This window comes from Streptomyces mexicanus (genome assembly GCF_902506575.1).
Lineage (GTDB): Bacteria > Actinomycetota > Actinomycetes > Streptomycetales > Streptomycetaceae > Streptomyces > Streptomyces mexicanus.
On record NZ_LR732544.1, the window covers coordinates 5,186,467 to 5,206,089 of the forward strand.

Here is a 19,623-nt window from a genome sequence, read left to right on the forward strand (position 1 = left end):
CTCGGGACGGTACCGCATGACGCCCGGTGCGGAAGTGCCTGGAGAGACATTGCCCGGTTAGGTTGCCGTCATGAGCGAGGATGTTCGACTGGTCGCCTGGGTGCGCGGACGCGTCCAGGGTGTGGGTTTCCGCTGGTTCACGCGGGCGCGGGCGCTGGAGATCGGCGGCCTGAGCGGCTTTGCCCTCAACCTGGACGACGGGCGGGTGCAGGTCGTCGCGGAGGGCGCCCGGGAGGCCTGCGAGCGGCTTCTCGACTGGTTGAGGGACGGCGACACGCCCGGACGCGTCGACGGTGTCACCGAGATCTGGGACACACCGCGCGGCGGCTACGACGGCTTCGCCATCCGCTGAGCCCACCCCGCCCGCGTCCCGGCACGGCACCGTCCCGCCCCGCCGCGCACGCCCGCACCATGGAAAAGGAGCAGGTGACTGCCGATAAGCACTTGTCCTGGGCGACGGGAGACGGCAGGATGATCGCCACGCCCCGAGGGGCCCGCAGGAGCCGCCGCGCCACCATTTCCCGCGCGTGCGCCCCGGGACACCCGTCGATACGGGGCGTGATCGTGTTGACCGTCAAACTTTTTGGTGAGACGCTGAAAGCCCGCGCACCTGAAGCTGTTTGGCATGGATGAACGGCAGCACAACTCAACAGTGCCAAGCACTGCGGGTGCGAATCCCTCACGACCCACACCGCATCGGTCGGTCACTCATTGTGGAGGACCATCCATCATGGCAAAGGCGCTTCTCGGTTACGTCGGCGGCTCCGACCCTCGACTCCTCGCCGAGATGCGACGGCTCCAGCAGCGCGTCCAGGACCTGGAAGCCGAACTCGTACGGATCCAGGCGGAGAACGACGCGCTCGCGGCCGGCGCTTCTCGCGACAGGATCATGGAGCGTGTCGACGCACACCAGGCGGAGCCTGCGCTCACCTGATCACTGCATCGCACCAACGACACAGTGGTTGGGCTGCCCGTCAACCGCTCAGTTCTCAGAGTTGCAAGGGACGCTTCGGCGTCCCTTCTTTCTTGCCCCACGCACCCTTTCAGTTTCTTAACGTCTGGTGTGCCCTGCGGGGTCAGGCGCGAAACCGCGCGGTTGCGAGGCTTCGTGGAGTGCGGTAGGGGCGCCGGGTAGAGTGCGACGGCGTGCACCTCAAGGCCCTGACCCTGCGCGGGTTCAAGTCGTTCGCCTCGGCGACCACGCTCCGGTTCGAACCGGGCATCACGTGCGTCGTCGGCCCGAACGGCTCGGGCAAGTCCAACGTGGTGGACGCGCTCAGCTGGGTCATGGGCGAGCAGGGCGCCAAGTCGCTGCGCGGCGGCAAGATGGAGGACGTCATCTTCGCCGGCACCACCGGCCGCCCGCCGCTGGGCCGCGCCGAGGTGTCCTTGACCATCGACAACTCCGACGGCGCCCTGCCCATCGAGTACACCGAGGTCACCATCACGCGGACGATGTTCCGCAACGGCGGCAGCGAGTACCAGATCAACGGCGACACCTGCCGCCTGCTGGACATCCAGGAACTGCTGTCCGACTCCGGCATCGGCCGCGAGATGCACGTCATCGTCGGCCAGGGCCAGCTCGACTCCGTCCTGCACGCCGACCCCATGGGCCGCCGCGCCTTCATCGAGGAGGCCGCGGGCGTCCTCAAGCACCGCAAGCGCAAGGAGAAGGCGCTCAGGAAGCTCGACGCGATGCGGGCCAACCTCGCCCGCGTCCAGGACCTCACCGACGAGCTGCGCCGCCAGCTCAAACCGCTCGGCCGCCAGGCGGCCGTGGCCAGGCGGGCCGCCGTCATCCAGGCGGACCTGCGCGACGCCCGCCTGCGCCTCCTGGCCGACGACCTCGTACGGCTCCGCGAGGCCCTGAAGGCCGAGATCGCCGACGAGGCCGCCCTGAAGGAACGCAAGGAGGCCGCCGAACAGCAGCTGAAGCAGGCCCTCCAGCGCGAGGCCCTGCTGGAGGACGAGGTGCGCCGCCTCGCCCCGCGCCTGCAGCGCGCCCAGCAGACCTGGTACGAGCTGTCCCAGCTGGCCGAACGCGTCCGGGGCACGATCTCCCTCGCCGACGCCCGCGTGCACAGCGCCACCTCCGCACCCCCCGAGGAGCGGCGCGGCCGCGACCCGGAGGACCTGGAGCGCGAGGCCGCCCGCATCCGCGACCAGGAGGCCGAACTGGAGGCGGCGCTTCAGGCCGCCCGGCGGGCCCTGGAGGACACCGTCGCCCACCGCGCCGAACTCGAGCGCGAACTGGCCGCCGAGGAACGCCGCCTGAAGGACGTCGCCCGCGCCATCACCGACCGCCGCGAGGGCCTGGCCCGGCTCGGCGCCCAGGTCGGCGCGGCCCGCTCGCGCGCCGCCTCCGCCCAGGCCGAGATCGACCGCCTGGCCGCCGCCCGGGACGAGGCCCAGGAGCGGGCGGTGCGCGCCCAGGAGGAGTACGAGGCGCTGAAGGCCGAGGTCGACGGTCTGGAGGAGGGCGAGGACGCGCTCGCCGCACAGCACGAGGCCGCGAAGGCGGAGCTCGCCGAGGCGGAGGCCGCCCTGACCGCCGCCCGCGAGGCCGCCACGGCCGCCGAACGCCGCCGGGCCGCCACCCAGGCCCGTCACGACGCCCTCGCGCTGGGCCTGCGCCGCAAGGACGGCACGGGCGCCCTGCTCGAGGCGAAGGACCGCCTGGCCGGCCTGCTGGGCCCGGCGGCCGCACTGCTGACCGTGACGCCCGGCTACGAGACCCCGCTCGCCGCCGCCTTCGGCAGCGCCGCGGACGCCCTGGCGGTCAGCACCCCCGCCGCGGCCGCCGACGCCCTGCGTCTGCTGCGCAAACAGGACGCGGGCCGCGCCGCCCTGCTGGTCGCCGGGGCCCCGGAGGCGGCCGACGGCGCACCCCTCGCCTCCGGCGTCCGCCATCCCTTCGCCGCCGACCTGGTGCGCGGGCCCGGCGAGCTGATGCCGGCCGTGCGCAGGCTGCTGCACGGGATCGTGGTCGTCGGCACCCTGGAGGACGCGGAGGACCTCGTCGCGGCGCATCCCCACCTCACCGCCGTCACCGCCGAGGGCGACCTGTTCGGGGCGTACGTCGTGCAGGGCGGGTCGGCCGGGGCGCCCAGCCTGCTGGAGGTGCAGGCGTCGGTGGACGAGGCCGCGGCGGAGCTGGCGGACCTGGCGGTGCGCTGCGAGGAGCTGAGCGCGGCCCAGCGGCGGGCCGGCGAGCGGCGCGAGGAGTGCGCCGCGCGGGTCGAGGAGCTGGGGGAGCGGCGGCGGGCCGCCGACCGGGAGAAGTCGGCCGTCGCCCAGCAGCTCGGCCGGCTCGCCGGGCAGGCCCGCGGCGCCGCTGGGGAGGCCGAGCGCTCCGCGGCCGCCGCCGCCCGCGCCCAGGAAGCCCTCGACACAGCCCTCGCCGAGGCCGAGGAGCTCGCCGAACGGCTCGCCGTCGCCGAGGAGACGCCCGTCGAGGAGGAGCCCGACACCTCCGTGCGCGACCGGCTCGCCGCCGACGGGGCCAACGCCCGCCAGACCGAGATGGAGGCCCGCCTGCAGGTCCGTACCCACGAGGAACGGGTCAAGGCGCTGGCCGGCCGGGCCGACGCGCTGGACCGGGCCGCCCGCGCCGAACGCGAGGCACGCGCGCGTGCCGAGCAGCGGCGCGCCCGGCTGCGCCACGAGGCGGCCGTCGCCGGGGCCGTCGCCGCGGGCGCGCGTCAGGTGCTGGCGCACATCGAGGTCTCCGTGACCCGCGCCGAGCAGGAGCGGGCCGCCGCCGAGGCGGCCAAGGCCCAAGCGGAGCAGGAACTGGCCGCCGCCCGTACCGCGGGCCGCGATCTGAAGGCCGAGCTGGACAAGCTGACGGACTCGGTGCACCGGGGCGAGGTGCTCGGCGCCGAGAAGCGGCTGCGGATCGAGCAGCTGGAGACCAGGGCCCTGGAGGAACTCGGCGTCGAACCGGCCGCGCTGGTCGAGGAGTACGGCCCCCACCAGCCCGTACCGCCGCCGCCCCCCGCCGACGGCGAGGTGCTGCCGGAGGACCCGGACGACCCCCGCAACCGGCCGCGGCCCTTCGTCCGGGCCGAGCAGGAGAAGCGGCTGAAGGCCGCCGAGCGCGCCTACCAGCAGCTCGGCAAGGTCAACCCGCTGGCGCTGGAGGAGTTCGCGGCGCTGGAGGAGCGCCACCAGTTCCTCAGCGAGCAGCTCGAAGACCTGAAGAAGACCCGGGCCGATCTGCTGCAGGTCGTCAAGGAGGTCGACGAACGGGTCGAGCAGGTCTTCACCGAGGCCTACCGCGACACCGCCCGCGAGTTCGAGGGCGTCTTCGGCCGGCTCTTCCCCGGCGGTGAGGGCCGTCTCGTCCTGACCGACCCGGACAACATGCTCACCACGGGCGTGGACGTCGAGGCCCGCCCGCCCGGCAAGAAGGTCAAGCGCCTGTCCCTGCTCTCCGGCGGCGAGCGCTCGCTGACCGCCGTCGCGCTGCTGGTATCGATCTTCAAGGCCCGCCCGAGCCCGTTCTACGTCATGGACGAGGTCGAGGCGGCGCTCGACGACACCAACCTGCAGCGGCTGATCCGCATCATGCAGGAGCTGCAGGAGACCTCGCAGCTCATCGTGATCACGCACCAGAAGCGCACCATGGAAGTGGCCGACGCGCTGTACGGCGTCTCCATGCAGGGCGACGGTGTGTCGAAGGTCATCAGCCAGCGCCTGCGCTGAACCGGCCGCCCGGCCGCCCCGTGTCCGAGACCACGTCGCCCCGGCCGCCGGCGTCGCGCGCGCCCCCACGGGCCGCCGCCTGCCCGTGAGTTGCCGCGTGTTTTCCGGGAGTTCGGGGTACGCGAAGCCTGTCCCCGTTACTTGATTACAACAGTTGAACGCAAGCACGCCACGCGGGTGGGTCAAATTCACAGGTGTGGACCTATTGACTTCGAAACTTGAAGGCATAGTCTCTGCAACGTTGCCTTTACCTTCAGGTCTCGCGATCTGGAGGGGTTGAACCCCACCCCGGCAGCGTTGCCGGTGTGCCCGAGGAGTACACGTGACCAGCACAGCGCAGGCGCCCACACCAGGAGCCGGTACGGCTCACCCCGATCATCTCGGGCACGTCATCTTCATCGCCGCGGCGGCCGCCATGGGCGGATTCCTCTTCGGCTACGACAGCTCCGTGATCAACGGCGCCGTCGAGGCGATCCGGGACCGCTACGACATCGGCTCCGCCGCGCTGGCCCAGGTCATCGCCATCGCACTGATCGGCTGCGCCATCGGCGCCGCGACCGCCGGCCGCATCGCCGACCGGATCGGCCGCATCCGCTGTATGCAGATCGCCGCCGTCCTGTTCACCGTCAGCGCCGTCGGCTCCGCCCTCCCGTTCGCACTGTGGGACCTCGCCCTGTGGCGCATCATCGGCGGCTTCGCCATCGGCATGGCCTCGGTCATCGGCCCCGCCTACATCGCCGAGGTCGCCCCGCCCGCCTACCGCGGCCGCCTCGGCTCCTTCCAGCAGGCCGCGATCGTCGTCGGCATCGCCGTCTCGCAGCTGGTCAACTGGGGCCTGCTCAACGCCGCCGGCGGCGACCAGCGCGGCAAGCTCATGGGTCTGGAGGCCTGGCAGGTCATGCTCGGTGTGATGGTCGTCCCGGCCGTCCTGTACGGGCTGCTCTCCTTCGCCATCCCCGAGTCCCCGCGCTTCCTGATCTCCGTCGGCCGCCGCGACCGGGCCCGTGAGATCCTCGCCGAGGTCGAGGGCAAGGGCACCGACCTCGACGCCCGCGTCGCCGAGATCGAGACCGCGATGAAGCGCGAGCACAAGTCCTCCTTCAAGGACCTGCTCGGCGGCGGCTTCTTCTTCAAGCCGATCGTCTGGATCGGCATCGGCCTGTCGGTCTTCCAGCAGTTCGTCGGCATCAACGTCGCGTTCTACTACTCCTCGACGCTGTGGCAGTCGGTCGGCGTCGACCCGACGGACTCGTTCTTCTACTCGTTCACGACCTCGATCATCAACATCATCGGCACCGTGATCGCGATGATCTTCGTGGACCGCATCGGCCGCAAGCCGCTCGCTCTGATCGGCTCCGCCGGTATGGTGATCGGCCTGGCCCTGGAGGCCTGGGCGTTCTCCTTCCACCTGGTCGACGGCAAGCTGCCCGCCACCCAGGGCTGGGTCGCCCTGATCGCCGCCCACGTCTTCGTCCTCTTCTTCGCCCTGTCCTGGGGCGTGGTCGTGTGGGTCTTCCTCGGCGAGATGTTCCCGAACCGGATCCGCGCCGCCGCCCTGGGCGTGGCCGCCTGCGCGCAGTGGATCGCCAACTGGGCCATCACCGCGAGCTTCCCGTCGCTGGCCGACTGGAACCTCTCCGGCACGTACGTGATCTACACGATCTTCGCCGCGCTCTCCATCCCGTTCGTCCTGAAGTTCGTCAAGGAGACGAAGGGCAAGGCGCTGGAGGAGATGGGCTGAGCCGACCGGCCGGCCCCCGCGAACCGGGGAGAAGGGCCAAGACCCCGCTGCCCCTCTCCTCGCACCGTGCGCCGTCCCCCGCCCGGCAACCGCCGGCGGGGGGCGGCGTTTGCGTGTCCGCAGGTGGCGGCGGACCCCGAAAACACGTGGACCGCCGGCCGCTGCGGATGGTCCCCTTTTTGGCATGACCCTGCTCGTGGAGGTGTTCGTCCGGGACCCCGGCGGACAGATGCGGATCCTCGATGTGCCGGACGACCTCTACCAGTCCGCCGGCTTCGAGAACTGGCGCACGGACGTCTGGGGATCGCGGCCCGTCCGCGCGCTCGGGGCCCGGTTCTTCCCCCAGCTCGCCGACGGGGATCTCGTGGTGGAGCCCGAGGAGGTGCCGCACCTGCTGTGTGAGACCGCGCTGCTGCGGATCCACCTGGACCCGATCGCCCACGCCACCGAGCACCCGCGGACGGTCGAGGAGCACCGGTCCCAGATCCACCGGCGCCTGCGGATCATCGAGGACTTCGCCCGGTGGGCGCTGCGGACCGGTGGGGGCGTGCTGATCTGGTGAGCGGTGCGGCCCGACGACGGTGTGGCGCGGCCTCGTGCCGCCCTGTGCCGCGCGGACGGCGTGCGTGCTGTGCGTCCCGTGCGGACGGTGTGCGTGCCGTGCGTGCCGTCCGGTGCGTGCCGGCGTGCGCGTGCAGGGGTCGTCCGCCCCCGGTGGCGCATACACGAAAAGTCCCCCTCCGCCGTGACGGCGGGCGGGGGACGAGTGGCCGGGCGGGCCCGGCCGTCAGGCGCGCACGGACTCCGTCCGGCCGGCGGGCTCGGCGGCGGTGGTGCCCGTCGCGGACGGGGTGAGCGCCGCCGGCTTGGGCAGCACCAGATACAGCACCCCGGAGATCACGATGGTGGCGACCCAGCCGAGGCCGTACTCACCGATGACGTTGTTCTTCGCCAGCGGTCCGGTGAACCAGTCGGAGGTGGTGAACATCAGGCCCGCGACCAGGCCGATCGCCCAGGAGGCCACGGCGGCGGGGGAGAAGCCGCCCTTGTACCAGTAGGCGCTGGTGCGCGTGGTGTCGGCCATGGCGCGCCCGTCGTACTCGGTGCGCCGCAGCATGTCCGCGCCGAAGACGCCCACCCAGGCGGAGAAGGCGACCGCGAGCAGCGACAGGAAGGCGATGAACGAGCCCATGAAGCTGGTCGCCACCAGCATCAGCACCCCGCCGAAGGCCAGCGAGATCACGGCGTTGACCGACACCGCCCAGTGGCGGGGGATGCGGAAGCCCAGGGTCTGCGCGGTGAAGCCCGCCGAGTACATCGACATCGAGTTGATCAGCAGCATGCCGATCAGCGCGATCAGCAGGTACGGCACCGCGATCCAGGTCGGCAGGATCTCCCCGAGGAACGACACCGGGTCGGAGGCCGAGGCCAGGTCGGGCGTGGAGACCGCCATCACCGCGCCCATGAGCACCATCGGCAGCACGACGATGCCGGCGCCGCCCACCGAGGTGCCCACGATCGCCTTGGAGGAGGCGGTGCGCGGCAGATAGCGGGTGAAGTCCGGCGCGGTCGGGATCCAGCTGACGCCGCCCGCCGCGATCATGCCGATGCCGGTGATCACCGCCGCGGTCGAGCCGGCGGAGTGGGAGAACACCTTCGACCAGTCGGTGTCCACGACCAGATACACCAGCACCAGCACCGAGAACAGGCCGAAGAGGTAGGTCGCGTACTTGTTGCACTTCTGCACGGCGTTGATGCCGAGCCCGGAGATCGCGAAGGTCGCGACGACGAAGGCCAGCAGCATCACCATGTCCAGCACGCTGTTCGCCTTCAGGCCGAAGACGATGTCCAGCACGGTGAGCATCGCGTAGGCGCCGGTGACGGCGTTGATCGTCTCCCAGCCCCAGCGGGCGACCCAGATCAGCGCGCCGGGCAGCAGGTTGCCGCGCTGCCCGAACACCGCGCGGGACAGCGCCATGCCGGGCGCGCCGCCGCGCTTGCCCGCGATGCCGATCAGCCCCACCAGGCCGTACGACACGACGGGCGCGGCGACGGCGCACACGAGCGCCTGCCAGAAGGCGAGGTGGTAGGCCACGACGAGGCTCGCGCCCATCGTGAGCAGCAGCACGCTGATGTTGGCGCCGACCCACGTGGGGAACAGCTCGCGGGTCCGGCCGGTGCGCTCGGCATCGGGAACCTGTTCGATGCCGCGGGTTTCCAGTGCGCCTTCGGCCTCGGCGGTCTTGCTCATGAAGAAATGTCCGTGCCTCGTTCGGGGGTGATCGTGGGGGAAGTCCCTGCGGGCGGCGAAGTGCCCAGCGGTCGCGGTGGAGCGGCGACGTCGGGACTCTACGCGTGTTGACCCGCCCGCACCATCGTACTTTCATCCTACTCATGGCTTTAGGTGGCGTTTGTCTCTCGGGGGAAGCCACAAACGGCCTTCGGCCATGACCCATGGCTGATACTGGACGCGTTATGGAAACCATCATCCTTGCTGTAGTCATCGCCGTGGTGGTGCTCGGCGCGCTCGGCGGGCTCGTCGTCGGCAGTCGGCGGCGCAAGCCGCTGCCCCCGCCACCGCCCGGCCCGCCCGACATCACCGCACCCGAGGCCGAGCCGCACGTCGGCGAAGAGGCCGAGACCCCGCGCGAGGAGCCGCGGCGGACGATCGAGGAGGTGGACCTTCCGGAGGCCTCGGCGCCCACCACCGTGGAGGAGCCGCCGGTCGTCGAAGAGCTTCCCGTCCCTCCGATCGAGGTCCCCGAGCCGACCGCCGGCCGCCTGGTCCGGCTGCGCGCCCGGCTGTCCCGGTCGCAGAACGCCCTCGGCAAGGGCCTGCTCACCCTGCTGTCCCGCGAGCACCTCGACGAGGACACCTGGGAGGAGATCGAGGACACCCTGCTGACCGCCGACGTCGGCGTGCAGCCCACCCAGGAACTGGTCGAGCGGCTGCGCGAGCGCGTCCGGGTGCTCGGCACCCGCACCCCGGAGGAGCTGCGCGGACTGCTGCGCGAGGAACTGCTCACCCTCGTCGGTCCCGACATGGACCGCACGGTGAAGACCGAGCCCGCCACCAGCAAACCGGGCATCGTCATGGTCGTCGGCGTCAACGGCACCGGCAAGACCACCACCACCGGCAAGCTGGCCCGCGTCCTGGTGGCCGACGGCCGCAGCGTGGTGCTCGGCGCCGCCGACACCTTCCGCGCGGCCGCCGCCGACCAGCTGCAGACCTGGGGCGAGCGCGTCGGCGCCTACACGGTGCGCGGCCCGGAGGGCGGGGACCCCGCCTCCGTCGCCTTCGACGCCGTCAAGGAGGGCAAGGAGATGGGCGCCGACGTGGTGCTCATCGACACCGCCGGCCGGCTGCACACCAAGACCGGCCTGATGGACGAGCTGGGCAAGGTCAAGCGCGTCGTGGAGAAGCACGCCCCGCTGGACGAGGTCCTGCTCGTGCTCGACGCCACCACCGGCCAGAACGGCCTGGTCCAGGCCCGCGTCTTCGCGGAGGTCGTGGACATCACCGGCATCGTGCTCACCAAGCTCGACGGCACGGCCAAGGGCGGCATCGTGGTCGCCGTCCAGCGCGAGCTGGGCGTTCCGGTCAAGCTGATCGGACTCGGCGAGGGCGCGGACGACCTCGCCCCGTTCGAGCCGGAGGCGTTCGTTGACGCCCTCATCGGAGACTGACCGGCCGACCCCGGCCGATCGGTCCCACCCCGCACGGCGGCGCCCGCTCCCCTGATCACCGGATCGAAGGGAGCGGGCGCTGCTGTTGCGTCGGGGGTGCCCGAGGGATCCGTGCAGGAGCTCGGCAGGCGCCGGGACGAGGGCGGGGTCCGGCGGCACCGCGGACGACGACGGAGCGGGCGGGCGGCCGTGGACGAAGGCGGAGCCCCGCGGACGCCGGGGGAGCCCGGTCGACGCCGTGCGAGGAAGAAGCGGAGCCCGGCGGGTGCCGCGGGGGAAGGAAGCGGCGTTCGGCGGGCGCAGGTGGCCGGGCTACGCCCGGGAGCGGTGAGCCACGTACGCCAAGGTGCCCAGCAGCAGGCGGGCCTCCGGGGGGTTCGCCGCGTCCAGACCCGGCGGGCGCAGCCAGCGGGCCGGGCCGAAGCCGCCGCGGTCGGAGGGCGGCGCGGTCAGGTAGTGGCCGGTGCCCAGGCCGCGCAGGTCCAGGGAGGCCGGGTCGTCCCAGCCCATGCGGTACAGCAGGCGGGGCAGCCGGTCCGCCGACCCGGGGGCGACGAAGAAGTGGGCGCGGCCGTCGGGCGTGGCGGTCACCGGGCCGAGGGGCAGGCCCATGCGCTCCATCCGGGCCAGCGCCCGCCGCGCGGGGGACTCGGCGACCTCGATCGCGTCGAAGGCGCGCCCGAGCGCGAGCATCACCGCGGCCCCCGGCAGCCCGGCCCAGGCCCGGGTCACCTCGTCCAGCGTGGCGCCGGCCGGGATCTCGGGGGCGAACTCCAGCGGATGCGCGCCCGGGGCGGGGCAGTCGGCGCGCCCGCAGGAACAGGCCCCGCCCACGGCCCGTGCGCCGCGCACCACGTCCCAGCCCCACAGGCTCGTGTACTCGGCCACCGCCGTGCACTCCGACGAGCGGTACGACCGGCCGCGCCGCCGCGTGCCGGTGCGGATCTCGCGCATGCCACCGATCGTGAAGCCCATGCCCCCTCCAACGGTTCCGCCACCCCATCGGTCACGGGGCGGATGCGGATCGTGACGCTCTGTTTCTACTCCCTCCCCGGCTCCGCCCGAAGCAGGCGGCGCCCGGAAGCGTCCCAGGTGGTGCGGTCGGCGATGCGCGCCCTCGCTCGCGTCGATCCACCTGCTCGCTGCTGTCCTATGTCAAGTGAATCGTGGGAAGCCCACGCAGAGTTCATTCAAAGGGGTGGCGAATGGTGGCGATTCAGTAATCCACGTGGCCGGACCCGTGATCGTAGGATTACTGTCAGTGTGCGAGTCCCCGGGGCACATGCACTCGTGGGTATGCCGCAGGCAAGTCGCCACTCAGTTCGACGGGTGAAACCGGCGGACCGGCGGCCGCACCGACCGGCATTCTGATAGGGCTTGGCGCACTCGGCGACACGTGGTCTTCAGGAATGGGGGCGTTCCAGTGAGCGGCAATGGCGGTGGCGGGACGAGCGCTGCGGCGGACAAGCGCCCGAACGAACTGCTGGCGTCGTGGTTCGTGCGCAGCGGCTGGTCGAAGGGCGAGCTGGCCCGTCAGGTCAACCGCCGGGCCCGCCAGGTGGGGGCCAACCACATCTCCACCGACACCTCCCGCGTGCGCCGCTGGCTGGACGGGGAGAACCCGCGCGAGCCGATCCCCAGGATCCTGTCGGAGCTGTTCTCGGAGCGGTTCGGCTGCGTGGTCTCCGTGGAGGACCTGGGGCTGCGCGCCACCCGCCCGTCCCCCTCGGCGACCGGCGTCGACCCGCCCTGGACGGGCCCGCAGACCGTGGCCCTGCTCAGCGAGTTCTCGCGCAGCGACCTGATGCTGGCACGGCGCGGCTTCCTCGGGAGCTCGCTGGCGCTGCCCGCGGGCCCGCCCCTGATCGAGCCGCTGCAGCGCTGGCTCGTGCCCTCCCCGCCGTCGCCGCAGCGCGAGTCCGAGCCGTCCGCCGGGCGCCGCCCGGGCCGGCTCTCCCGCCCCGAGCTGGAGCTGCTGGAGACCACGACGGTGATGTTCCGCAAGTGGGACGCCCAGTGCGGCGGCGGCCTGCGCCGCAAGGCCGTCGTCGGCCAGTTGCACGAGGTGACCGACCTGCTCCAGGAGCCCCAGCCGGAGGACACCACCCGGCGGCTGTTCAAGGTCGCCGCCGAGCTGGCCCAGCTGGCCGGCTGGATGAGCTACGACGTCGGCCTGCAGCCCACCGCGCAGAAGTATTTCGTGCTCGCCCTGCACGCCGCCAAGGAGGCCGGCGACAAGCCGCTCGGCTCGTACGTCCTGTCCAGCATGAGCCGCCAGATGATCCACCTCGGCCGCCCCGAGGACGCCCTGGAGCTGATCCACCTCGCCCAGTACGGCAGCCGGGACTGCGCGAGCCCGCGCACCCAGGCCATGCTGTATGCGATGGAGGCGCGGGCCTACGCCAACATGGGCCAGCCCGGCAAGTGCAAGCGGGCGGTGCGCCTGGCGGAGGACACCTTCGCCGAGGCCGACGACTGGGACGAGCCCGACCCCGACTGGATCCGCTTCTTCTCCGAGGCCGAGCTGTACGCCGAGAACTCCCACTCCTTCCGCGACCTCGCCTACGTCGCCGGCCGCAGCCCGACGTACGCGGCCCTGGCCGAACCGCTGATGGACAAGGCGGTGCAGCTGTTCGCCGCGGACCAGGAGCACCAGCGGTCGTATGCGCTGAACCTCATCGGCATGGCCACCGTCCACCTGCTCCAGCGCGAGCCCGAGCAGAGCACGCACTACGCCGCGCGGGCCATCGAGGCGGCCAGAAAGGTCCGCTCCGAGCGCCTCAACACCCGCATCCGCAAGACCATCGACACCGCCGTACGCGACTACGGCGACCTCGCCGAGGTCGTCAGCCTGAGCGAAAAGCTCGCCACCGACCTGCCCGAAGCCGCCGAGGCCGTCTGACCGCGGCGGCCCCGTCGAACCCCGGCCGCGGCCGGCCCTCCCGAACTGCCCGACTCGGCTCCCCCATGCCAGGTCATCGGAAGGCCGGCCGCGGCCGGTCCGCGTCTCCGCCCCGTACGGAGTCTCCGCGGCGTAAGGAGTCTCCGCCCCGTACGGACCCCGTCCCTCCGTGCGGGACCCATGCGCTCCGTACGGAATTCATCGGCGCGTAACACGCCAGGCGCCTTCGTCACCCCGGCGAAACAACGAGGGGCGTCCACCGAAACCGCGCTGCGCGAACCTCGTGCGCAGAACCGGCCCACCCCTCACTGCCCGGACGACGGCCCGGTCCCCGCGAGGACCGCACCGTCCGCACGTCCGGACCGCCCAGGCTTCGCCCGCACGGGGCCGTACAACCGACGAGGAGACGCCGATGGCACCAGCCATCCTGCTCGCGGCGGACACACCCAAGCTGTCGTCCGCCGACACCGGCTTCATGTTGATCTGTTCCGCCCTGGTGATGCTGATGACCCCGGGCCTGGCCTTCTTCTACGGAGGCATGGTCCGCGTCAAGAGCACCCTGAACATGCTGATGATGAGCTTCATCAGCCTCGGGATCGTCACCCTCCTGTGGGTGCTCTACGGCTTCTCGCTGGCCTTCGGCACCGACCACGGCTCCCTCGTCGGCTGGACCTCCGACTACGTCGGCCTCGGCGGCATCGGCAAGACCGACCTGTGGCCCGGATACACCATCCCGGTCTTCGTCTTCGCCGTCTTCCAGCTGATGTTCGCCGTCCTCACCCCGGCCCTGATCAGCGGCGCCCTGGCCGACCGGGTCAAGTTCACCGCCTGGTCGCTGTTCGTGGTGCTGTGGGTCACGATCGTGTACTTCCCGGTCGCCCACTGGGTCTGGGGCTCCGGCGGCTGGGCCTTCGACCTCGGGGTGATCGACTTCGCGGGCGGCACCGCCGTCCACATCAACGCCGGCGCCGCGGCGCTCGGCGTGATCCTCGTCATCGGCAAGCGCGTCGGCTTCAAGAAGGACCCGATGCGCCCGCACAGCCTCCCCCTGGTCATGCTCGGCGCGGGCCTGCTGTGGTTCGGCTGGTTCGGCTTCAACGCCGGTTCCTGGCTCGGCAACAGCGACGGCGTCGGCGCGCTGATGTTCGTCAACACCCAGGTCGCCACGGCCGCCGCCATGCTCGCCTGGCTGGCCTACGAGAAGATCCGGCACGGCGCGTGCACCACGCTCGGCGCCGCCTCCGGCGCGGTCGCCGGCCTGGTCGCGATCACTCCGTCCGGCGGCGCGGTCTCCCCGCTGGGCGCCATCGCGGTCGGCGTCGTCGCCGGTGTCCTGTGTGCCATGGCCGTCGGCCTGAAGTACCGGTTCGGCTACGACGACTCCCTCGACGTGGTCGGCGTCCACATGGTCGGCGGTGTCATCGGCTCCCTGCTGGTCGGCCTCTTCGCCAGCGGCACCGGCCAGTCCGACGTCAAGGGCCTGTTCTACGGCGGCGGGCTGGATCAGTTCTGGAAGCAGTGCGCCGGTGTCTTCGCCGTCCTCGCCTACTCCCTGGTCGCCTCCGCCGTCCTCGCCTTCCTCGTCGACAAGGCCATCGGGATGCGGGTCACCGAGGACGAGGAGGTCTCCGGCATCGACCAGGCCGAGCACGCCGAGACCGCCTACGACTTCAGCGGCGCCGGCGGCGGTGTCCTCGCCGCCGTCACCGGCCCCGTCGCGGCCGCCGCCGGGCAGCCCAAGCAGACCAGGAAGGTGGACGCATGAAGCTCATCACCGCCGTCGTCAAGCCGCACCGGCTCGACGAGATCAAGGAGGCCCTGCAGGCCTTCGGCGTCCACGGCCTGACCGTCACCGAGGCCAGCGGCTACGGACGCCAGCGCGGGCACACCGAGGTCTACCGGGGTGCCGAGTACACCGTCGACCTTGTACCCAAGATCCGCATCGAGGTGCTGGCCGAGGACGACGACGCCGAACAGCTCATCGAGGTCCTGGTCAAGGCCGCGCGTACGGGCAAGATCGGGGACGGGAAGGTCTGGTCCCTGCCGGTCGAGACGGCCGTACGGGTGCGGACCGGCGAGCGCGGCCCGGACGCGCTCTGAGGAACTGCGAACGGGGCGGACCGTGGGCACCGCGTGATCCGCGGGAGCCGCGCGAACACGGACGGGCCGAACGGCACGAGGACGGGAGCCGCCAGGTGACGGACAGGACGTACACGGACGACAGGCGCGACGCAACGAACGGACCGAAGGGACCGCACGGGCCGAGCGGGCTGGACGGGTCGAGCGGACCGAGCGGACTGAACGGACCGAAGGGGCCGAACGGAGCGGACGACACGGAACCCGGCGGCTACGCGGCGGCCCGGCTGCGCCTCCTCACCGAGGGGGCGCGGTCCGGGCCGCCGCGCCGTGCCGCCCTCGCCCGGCTCACCGACGACTGGCTGGCCGGCCTGTTCACCGCGGCGGCCGGCGGGGCGGCGCGCGGCATCTGTCTGGTCGCCGTCGGCGGCTACGGCCGCGGCGAACTCTCCCCGCGCAGTGACCTCGACCTGCTCCTGCTGCACGACGGCGCGGACGACGCAGCGGTCGCCGCCCTCGCCGACCGCCTGTGGTACCCCGTGTGGGACCTCGGCCTCGACCTGGACCACTCGGTGCGCACCCCCGCCGAGGCCCGCCGCACGGCACGCGACGACCTCAAGGCCCAGCTCGGCCTGCTCGACGCCCGCCACCTCGCCGGCGACCTCGGCCTGACCACCGCCCTGCGCACCACCGTCCTGGCCGACTGGCGCAACCAGGCCCCCAAACGCCTGCCCGAACTGCGGCAGCTGTGCGCCGAACGCGCCGAGCGCCAGGGCGAGCTGCGCTACCTGCTGGAGCCGGACCTGAAGGAGGCCCGCGGCGGCCTGCGCGACGCCACCGCGCTGCGCGCCGTCGCCGCCTCCTGGCTGGCCGACGCCCCGCGCGAGGGCCTGGCCGAGGCCCGCCGGCAACTGCTCGACGTACGTGACGCCCTGCACCTGGCGACCGGCCGCGCCACCGACCGGCTCGCCCTGCAGGAGCAGGACCAGGTCGCCGCCGACCTCGGCCTGCCCGACGCCGACGCGCTGCTGCGGCGGGTCTACGAGGCGGCGCGCGTCATCGCGTACGCCGGCGATGTCACCTGGCGCGAAGTGGGGCGTGTGCTGCGCTCGCGCGCCGTGCGCCCACGACTGCGCGCCCTGTGGGGCGGCGGCCAACCGAACGCCGAGCGCTCGCCCCTCGCCGAAGGGGTCGTGGAGCAGGACGGCGAGGTGGTCCTCGCCCGCACCGCGCGCCCCGAACGCGACCCCGTGCTCCCGCTGCGCGCCGCGGCCGCCGCCGCACAGGCCGGACTGCCGCTCTCCCCGCACGCCGTACGGCGCCTGGCCGCCACCGCACGCCCCCTGCCCACGCCCTGGCCCACCGAGGCCCGCGAGCAGCTCGTCACCCTGCTCGGATCCGGCCGCCCCACCGTGCAGGTCTGGGAGGCGCTGGAGGCCGAGGGCCTGATCACCCGGCTGCTGCCCGACTGGGAACGGGTCAGCTGCCGCCCGCAGCGCAACGCCGTCCACGTCTGGACCGTCGACCGGCACCTGATCGAGACCGCCGTGCGCGCCGCCGCGCTCACCCGCCGCGTCCACCGCCCCGACCTGCTGCTCGTCGCCGCGCTGCTGCACGACATCGGCAAGGGATGGCCCGGCGACCACTCGGTGGCCGGCGAGACCATCGCCCGGGACATGGCCGGCCGTATCGGCTTCGACGCCGCGGACGCCGCCGTGCTCGCCGTTCTCGTCCGCCACCACCTGCTGCTCGTCGAGACGGCCACCCGCCGCGACCTGGACGACCCGGCCACCGTCCGCGCGGTCGCCGACGCGGTCGGCACCCAGAGCACCCTGGAACTGCTGCACGCCCTGACCGAGGCCGACGCGCTGGCCACCGGCCCGGCCGCCTGGTCCGCCTGGCGCGGGCCCCTGGTCGCCGAACTGGCCCGGCGGGCCCCGCCCCTCCTGGCCGGAGAGGTCCCCGACACGCCGGAGCCCGCCGACGCGCCCACCGCCGAACAGGAACGGCTCGCCGTCGAGGCCTGCCGCACCGGCGGCCCGGTGCTGGCCCTGCGCGCCCGCGCGGAGGAGCCCGTGGCCGAGCGGGGCGAGGAGGCCGAGCCGCTGGGCGTGGAACTGCTCATCGCCGTCCCCGACCGGCCCGGCGTGCTGCCCGCGGTCGCCGGGCTGTTGGCCCTGCACCGGCTGACCGTCCGCACCGCCGGGCTGCGCGCCCTGGAACTGCCCCGCGACGTGGGCGACGGCACCGTCCTGCTGCTGAACTGGCGGGTCGCCGCCGAGTACGGCAGCCTGCCGCAGGCGACCCGGCTGCGCGCCGACCTGGTGCGGGCCCTGGACGGCTCCCTGGACATCGCCGCCCGCCTGGCCGAGCGCGACGCGGCCGGACCCCGCCGGCGCGGTGTGGTGGCGCCCCCGCCCCGGGTGACGGTCGCCCCGGCCGCCTCCCGGCACGCCACCGTGATCGAGGTCCGCGCACAGGACGTACCCGGGCTGCTGTTCCGGATCGGATGCGCCCTGGAGGACGCGAAGGTGCGGGTGCGGAGCATGCACGTGAGCACGCTGGGCGCGAACGCGGTGGACGCCTTCTACGTCACCGATCCGGCGGGCGAGCCGCTTGTGGAGCGGGAGGCGGCGGCTGTGGCGCGGAGGCTGGAGGAGACGCTGCGGGGGTGACCTCGCGGCCAAGGTGTGCGTTTCCGTAGACGTGCTCGCCGCCTGTGCGGGGCTGATCCCCGCAGCCTTTCCGAGGCGGACACGGATGCCGCGTGGTCCCCGCCGACGCGGTGCGTGCCGTTCCCGTCCGCTCGACGCGCGGGCGGGAACGATTGCCTTGCCAAGCCGGATACCCTGGAAGACGCTCACACTGCCCCCGACACCGAGGACCGACGTCGCCGTGTTCGATACTCTCTCCGATCGCCTCTCAGCGACCTTCAAGAATCTGCGCGGCAAGGGGCGTTTGAGCGAGGCCGACATCGACGCCACGGCCCGCGAGATCCGTATCGCGCTGCTCGAGGCGGACGTGGCCCTGCCGGTCGTCCGCGCGTTCATCAAGAACGTCAAGGAACGCGCGCTCGGGGCGGAGGTCTCCAAGGCGCTGAACCCGGCCCAGCAGATCATCAAGATCGTCAACGACGAGCTGGTGACCATCCTCGGCGGCGAGACCCGCCGCCTGCGCTTCGCCAAGCAGCCCCCCACCGTGATCATGCTCGCGGGTCTGCAGGGTGCCGGTAAGACCACCCTGGCGGGCAAGCTCGGCAAGTGGCTCAAGGAGCAGGGCCACTCCCCGCTGCTGGTCGCCTGCGACCTGCAGCGCCCCAACGCGGTGAACCAGCTCAGCGTCGTCGCCGAGCGGGCCGGCGTCGCCGTCTACGCGCCCGAGCCGGGCAACGGCGTCGGTGACCCGGTCAAGGTCGCCAAGGACTCCCTCGACTACGCCAGGTCCCGCGTCCACGACATCGTGGTCATCGACACGGCCGGTCGCCTCGGCATCGACCAGGAGATGATGCAGCAGGCCGCCGACATCAGGGACGCGGTCCAGCCGAACGAGATCCTCTTCGTCGTCGACGCGATGATCGGCCAGGACGCGGTGAACACCGCGGAGGCCTTCCGCGACGGCGTCGGCTTCGACGGCGTGGTGCTCTCCAAGCTCGACGGTGACGCCCGCGGTGGTGCGGCCCTGTCGATCCGGCAGATCACCGGCAAGCCGATCATGTTCGCGTCGAACGGCGAGAAGCTCGACGACTTCGACGCCTTCCACCCGGACCGGATGGCCTCCCGCATCCTCGACATGGGTGACCTGCTCACCCTGATCGAGCAGGCGGAGAAGACGTTCAGCCAGGAAGAGGCCGAGAAGATGGCCTCCAAGCTGGCGTCGAAGAAGGGCCAGGACTTCACCCTGGACGACTTCCTGTCCCAGATGGAGCAGGTCCGCAAGATGGGCAGCATCTCCAAGCTGCTCGGGATGCTGCCCGGCATGGGGCAGATCAAGGAACAGATCAACAACATCGACGAGCGTGACGTCGACCGCACCGCCGCGATCATCAAGTCGATGACCCCGGCCGAGCGCCAGGACCCGACGATCATCAACGGCTCCCGCCGTGCCCGTATCGCCAAGGGCTCCGGCGTCGAGGTCAGCGCCGTGAAGAACCTGGTCGAACGGTTCTTCGAGGCCCGCAAGATGATGTCCCGCATGGCCCAGGGCGGCGGCATGCCCGGCATGCCGGGGCTCCCGGGCATGGGCGGCGGCCCCGGCCGGCAGAAGAAGCAGCAGAAGAAGAGCAAGGGCAAGCAGCGCTCCGGCAACCCGATGAAGCGCAAGCAGCAGGAGCAGGAGGCAGCCGCCCGGCGCGCCGCCGCGGCCCAGGGCGGTGCCCCCGCGGGGGGCGCGTTCGGGCTGCCACAGCAGGGGAAGGACTTCGAGCTGCCGGACGAGTTCAAGAAGTTCATGGGCTGACGCCGACCGCGCGTCCGCGCGGCGGTCGTACGGCATCGAGGGCGCCCCTGGTCAC

The 19,623-nt window shown here is 72.4% G+C and carries 13 protein-coding genes; 11 read left to right on the plus strand and 2 right to left on the minus strand.

What is annotated here, in order from left to right; all coding sequences use genetic code 11:
* The first annotated feature begins 70 nt into the window (after nucleotides 1-70).
* From GV126_RS23375 to GV126_RS23395, 5 genes are all read left to right on the plus strand, one after another.
* Nucleotides 71-352 (plus strand): acylphosphatase, encoded by a 282-nt coding sequence (locus GV126_RS23375; protein WP_159670092.1) that lies wholly within the window; start codon nucleotides 71-73, stop codon nucleotides 350-352.
* A gap of 378 nt (nucleotides 353-730) precedes the next feature.
* Nucleotides 731-934, plus strand: coding sequence for a hypothetical protein (locus GV126_RS23380; protein ID WP_028425275.1), 204 nt, complete (start codon nucleotides 731-733; stop codon nucleotides 932-934).
* Between the two features lie 212 nt (nucleotides 935-1,146).
* Complete coding sequence (gene smc, locus GV126_RS23385; RefSeq protein ID WP_159670095.1) at nucleotides 1,147-4,707, plus strand: chromosome segregation protein SMC; 3,561 nt, start codon at nucleotides 1,147-1,149, stop codon at nucleotides 4,705-4,707.
* A gap of 322 nt (nucleotides 4,708-5,029) precedes the next feature.
* Nucleotides 5,030-6,448 carry a sugar porter family MFS transporter gene (locus GV126_RS23390; RefSeq protein WP_159670097.1) on the plus strand — a complete coding sequence of 473 codons (1,419 nt, stop codon included), beginning with the start codon at nucleotides 5,030-5,032 and terminating at the stop codon, nucleotides 6,446-6,448.
* Between the two features lie 184 nt (nucleotides 6,449-6,632).
* Nucleotides 6,633-7,010 carry a hypothetical protein gene (locus tag GV126_RS23395; protein WP_159670100.1) on the plus strand — a complete coding sequence of 126 codons (378 nt, stop codon included), beginning with the start codon at nucleotides 6,633-6,635 and terminating at the stop codon, nucleotides 7,008-7,010.
* Between the two features lie 225 nt (nucleotides 7,011-7,235).
* Here the strand turns inward: GV126_RS23395 and GV126_RS23400 are convergent, their stop codons facing one another.
* Nucleotides 7,236-8,699, minus strand: coding sequence for a cytosine permease (locus GV126_RS23400; RefSeq protein ID WP_159670103.1), 1,464 nt, complete (start codon nucleotides 8,697-8,699; stop codon nucleotides 7,236-7,238).
* Between the two features lie 224 nt (nucleotides 8,700-8,923).
* Here GV126_RS23400 and ftsY point away from each other — a divergent pair, with 224 nt between their 5' ends.
* Nucleotides 8,924-10,135, plus strand: a complete 1,212-nt coding sequence (ftsY, locus tag GV126_RS23405; RefSeq protein ID WP_159670106.1) for a signal recognition particle-docking protein FtsY — start codon at nucleotides 8,924-8,926, stop codon at nucleotides 10,133-10,135.
* A 312-nt stretch (nucleotides 10,136-10,447) separates the two neighbouring features.
* Here ftsY and GV126_RS23410 read toward each other — a convergent pair whose 3' ends face one another.
* Nucleotides 10,448-11,110, minus strand: a complete 663-nt coding sequence (locus GV126_RS23410; RefSeq protein WP_159670109.1) for a bifunctional DNA primase/polymerase — start codon at nucleotides 11,108-11,110, stop codon at nucleotides 10,448-10,450.
* A 448-nt stretch (nucleotides 11,111-11,558) separates the two neighbouring features.
* Between GV126_RS23410 and nsdA the strand changes: the two genes are divergently transcribed.
* The 5 genes from nsdA (at nucleotide 11,559) to ffh (ending at nucleotide 19,568) form a co-directional block, all read left to right on the plus strand.
* Complete coding sequence (nsdA, locus tag GV126_RS23415; RefSeq protein ID WP_159670112.1) at nucleotides 11,559-13,037, plus strand: transcriptional repressor NsdA; 1,479 nt, start codon at nucleotides 11,559-11,561, stop codon at nucleotides 13,035-13,037.
* A 412-nt stretch (nucleotides 13,038-13,449) separates the two neighbouring features.
* On the plus strand, nucleotides 13,450-14,802 hold the full coding sequence (locus tag GV126_RS23420) for an ammonium transporter (protein WP_159670115.1): 1,353 nt from the start codon (nucleotides 13,450-13,452) through the stop codon (nucleotides 14,800-14,802).
* The gene (locus tag GV126_RS23425; protein WP_159670118.1) at nucleotides 14,799-15,137 is read left to right on the plus strand and encodes a P-II family nitrogen regulator; all 339 of its coding nucleotides are present in this window, start codon (nucleotides 14,799-14,801) and stop codon (nucleotides 15,135-15,137) included. Before GV126_RS23420 ends, GV126_RS23425 begins: the two co-directional genes overlap by 4 nt.
* Before the next feature lie 197 nt (nucleotides 15,138-15,334).
* On the plus strand, nucleotides 15,335-17,788 hold the full coding sequence (locus GV126_RS23430; RefSeq protein WP_159674032.1) for a [protein-PII] uridylyltransferase: 2,454 nt from the start codon (nucleotides 15,335-15,337) through the stop codon (nucleotides 17,786-17,788).
* A 220-nt stretch (nucleotides 17,789-18,008) separates the two neighbouring features.
* Complete coding sequence (ffh, locus tag GV126_RS23435) at nucleotides 18,009-19,568, plus strand: signal recognition particle protein (protein ID WP_159670121.1); 1,560 nt, start codon at nucleotides 18,009-18,011, stop codon at nucleotides 19,566-19,568.
* The last annotated feature ends 55 nt before the right edge of the window (nucleotides 19,569-19,623 follow it).

Excerpts from the sequence above, each read along its gene's own strand:
- ftsY (WP_159670106.1), top strand. The coding sequence starts at position 8,924 with ATGGAAACCATCATCCTTGCTGTAGTCATCGCCGTGGTGGTGCTCGGC.
- GV126_RS23400 (WP_159670103.1), bottom strand. The coding sequence starts at position 8,699 with ATGAGCAAGACCGCCGAGGCCGAAGGCGCACTGGAAACCCGCGGCATC.
- GV126_RS23425 (WP_159670118.1), top strand. The coding sequence starts at position 14,799 with ATGAAGCTCATCACCGCCGTCGTCAAGCCGCACCGGCTCGACGAGATC.
- GV126_RS23375 (WP_159670092.1), top strand. The coding sequence starts at position 71 with ATGAGCGAGGATGTTCGACTGGTCGCCTGGGTGCGCGGACGCGTCCAG.
- GV126_RS23420 (WP_159670115.1), top strand. The coding sequence starts at position 13,450 with ATGGCACCAGCCATCCTGCTCGCGGCGGACACACCCAAGCTGTCGTCC.
- GV126_RS23410 (WP_159670109.1), bottom strand. The coding sequence starts at position 11,110 with ATGGGCTTCACGATCGGTGGCATGCGCGAGATCCGCACCGGCACGCGG.
- GV126_RS23395 (WP_159670100.1), top strand. The coding sequence starts at position 6,633 with ATGACCCTGCTCGTGGAGGTGTTCGTCCGGGACCCCGGCGGACAGATG.
- GV126_RS23380 (WP_028425275.1), top strand. The coding sequence starts at position 731 with ATGGCAAAGGCGCTTCTCGGTTACGTCGGCGGCTCCGACCCTCGACTC.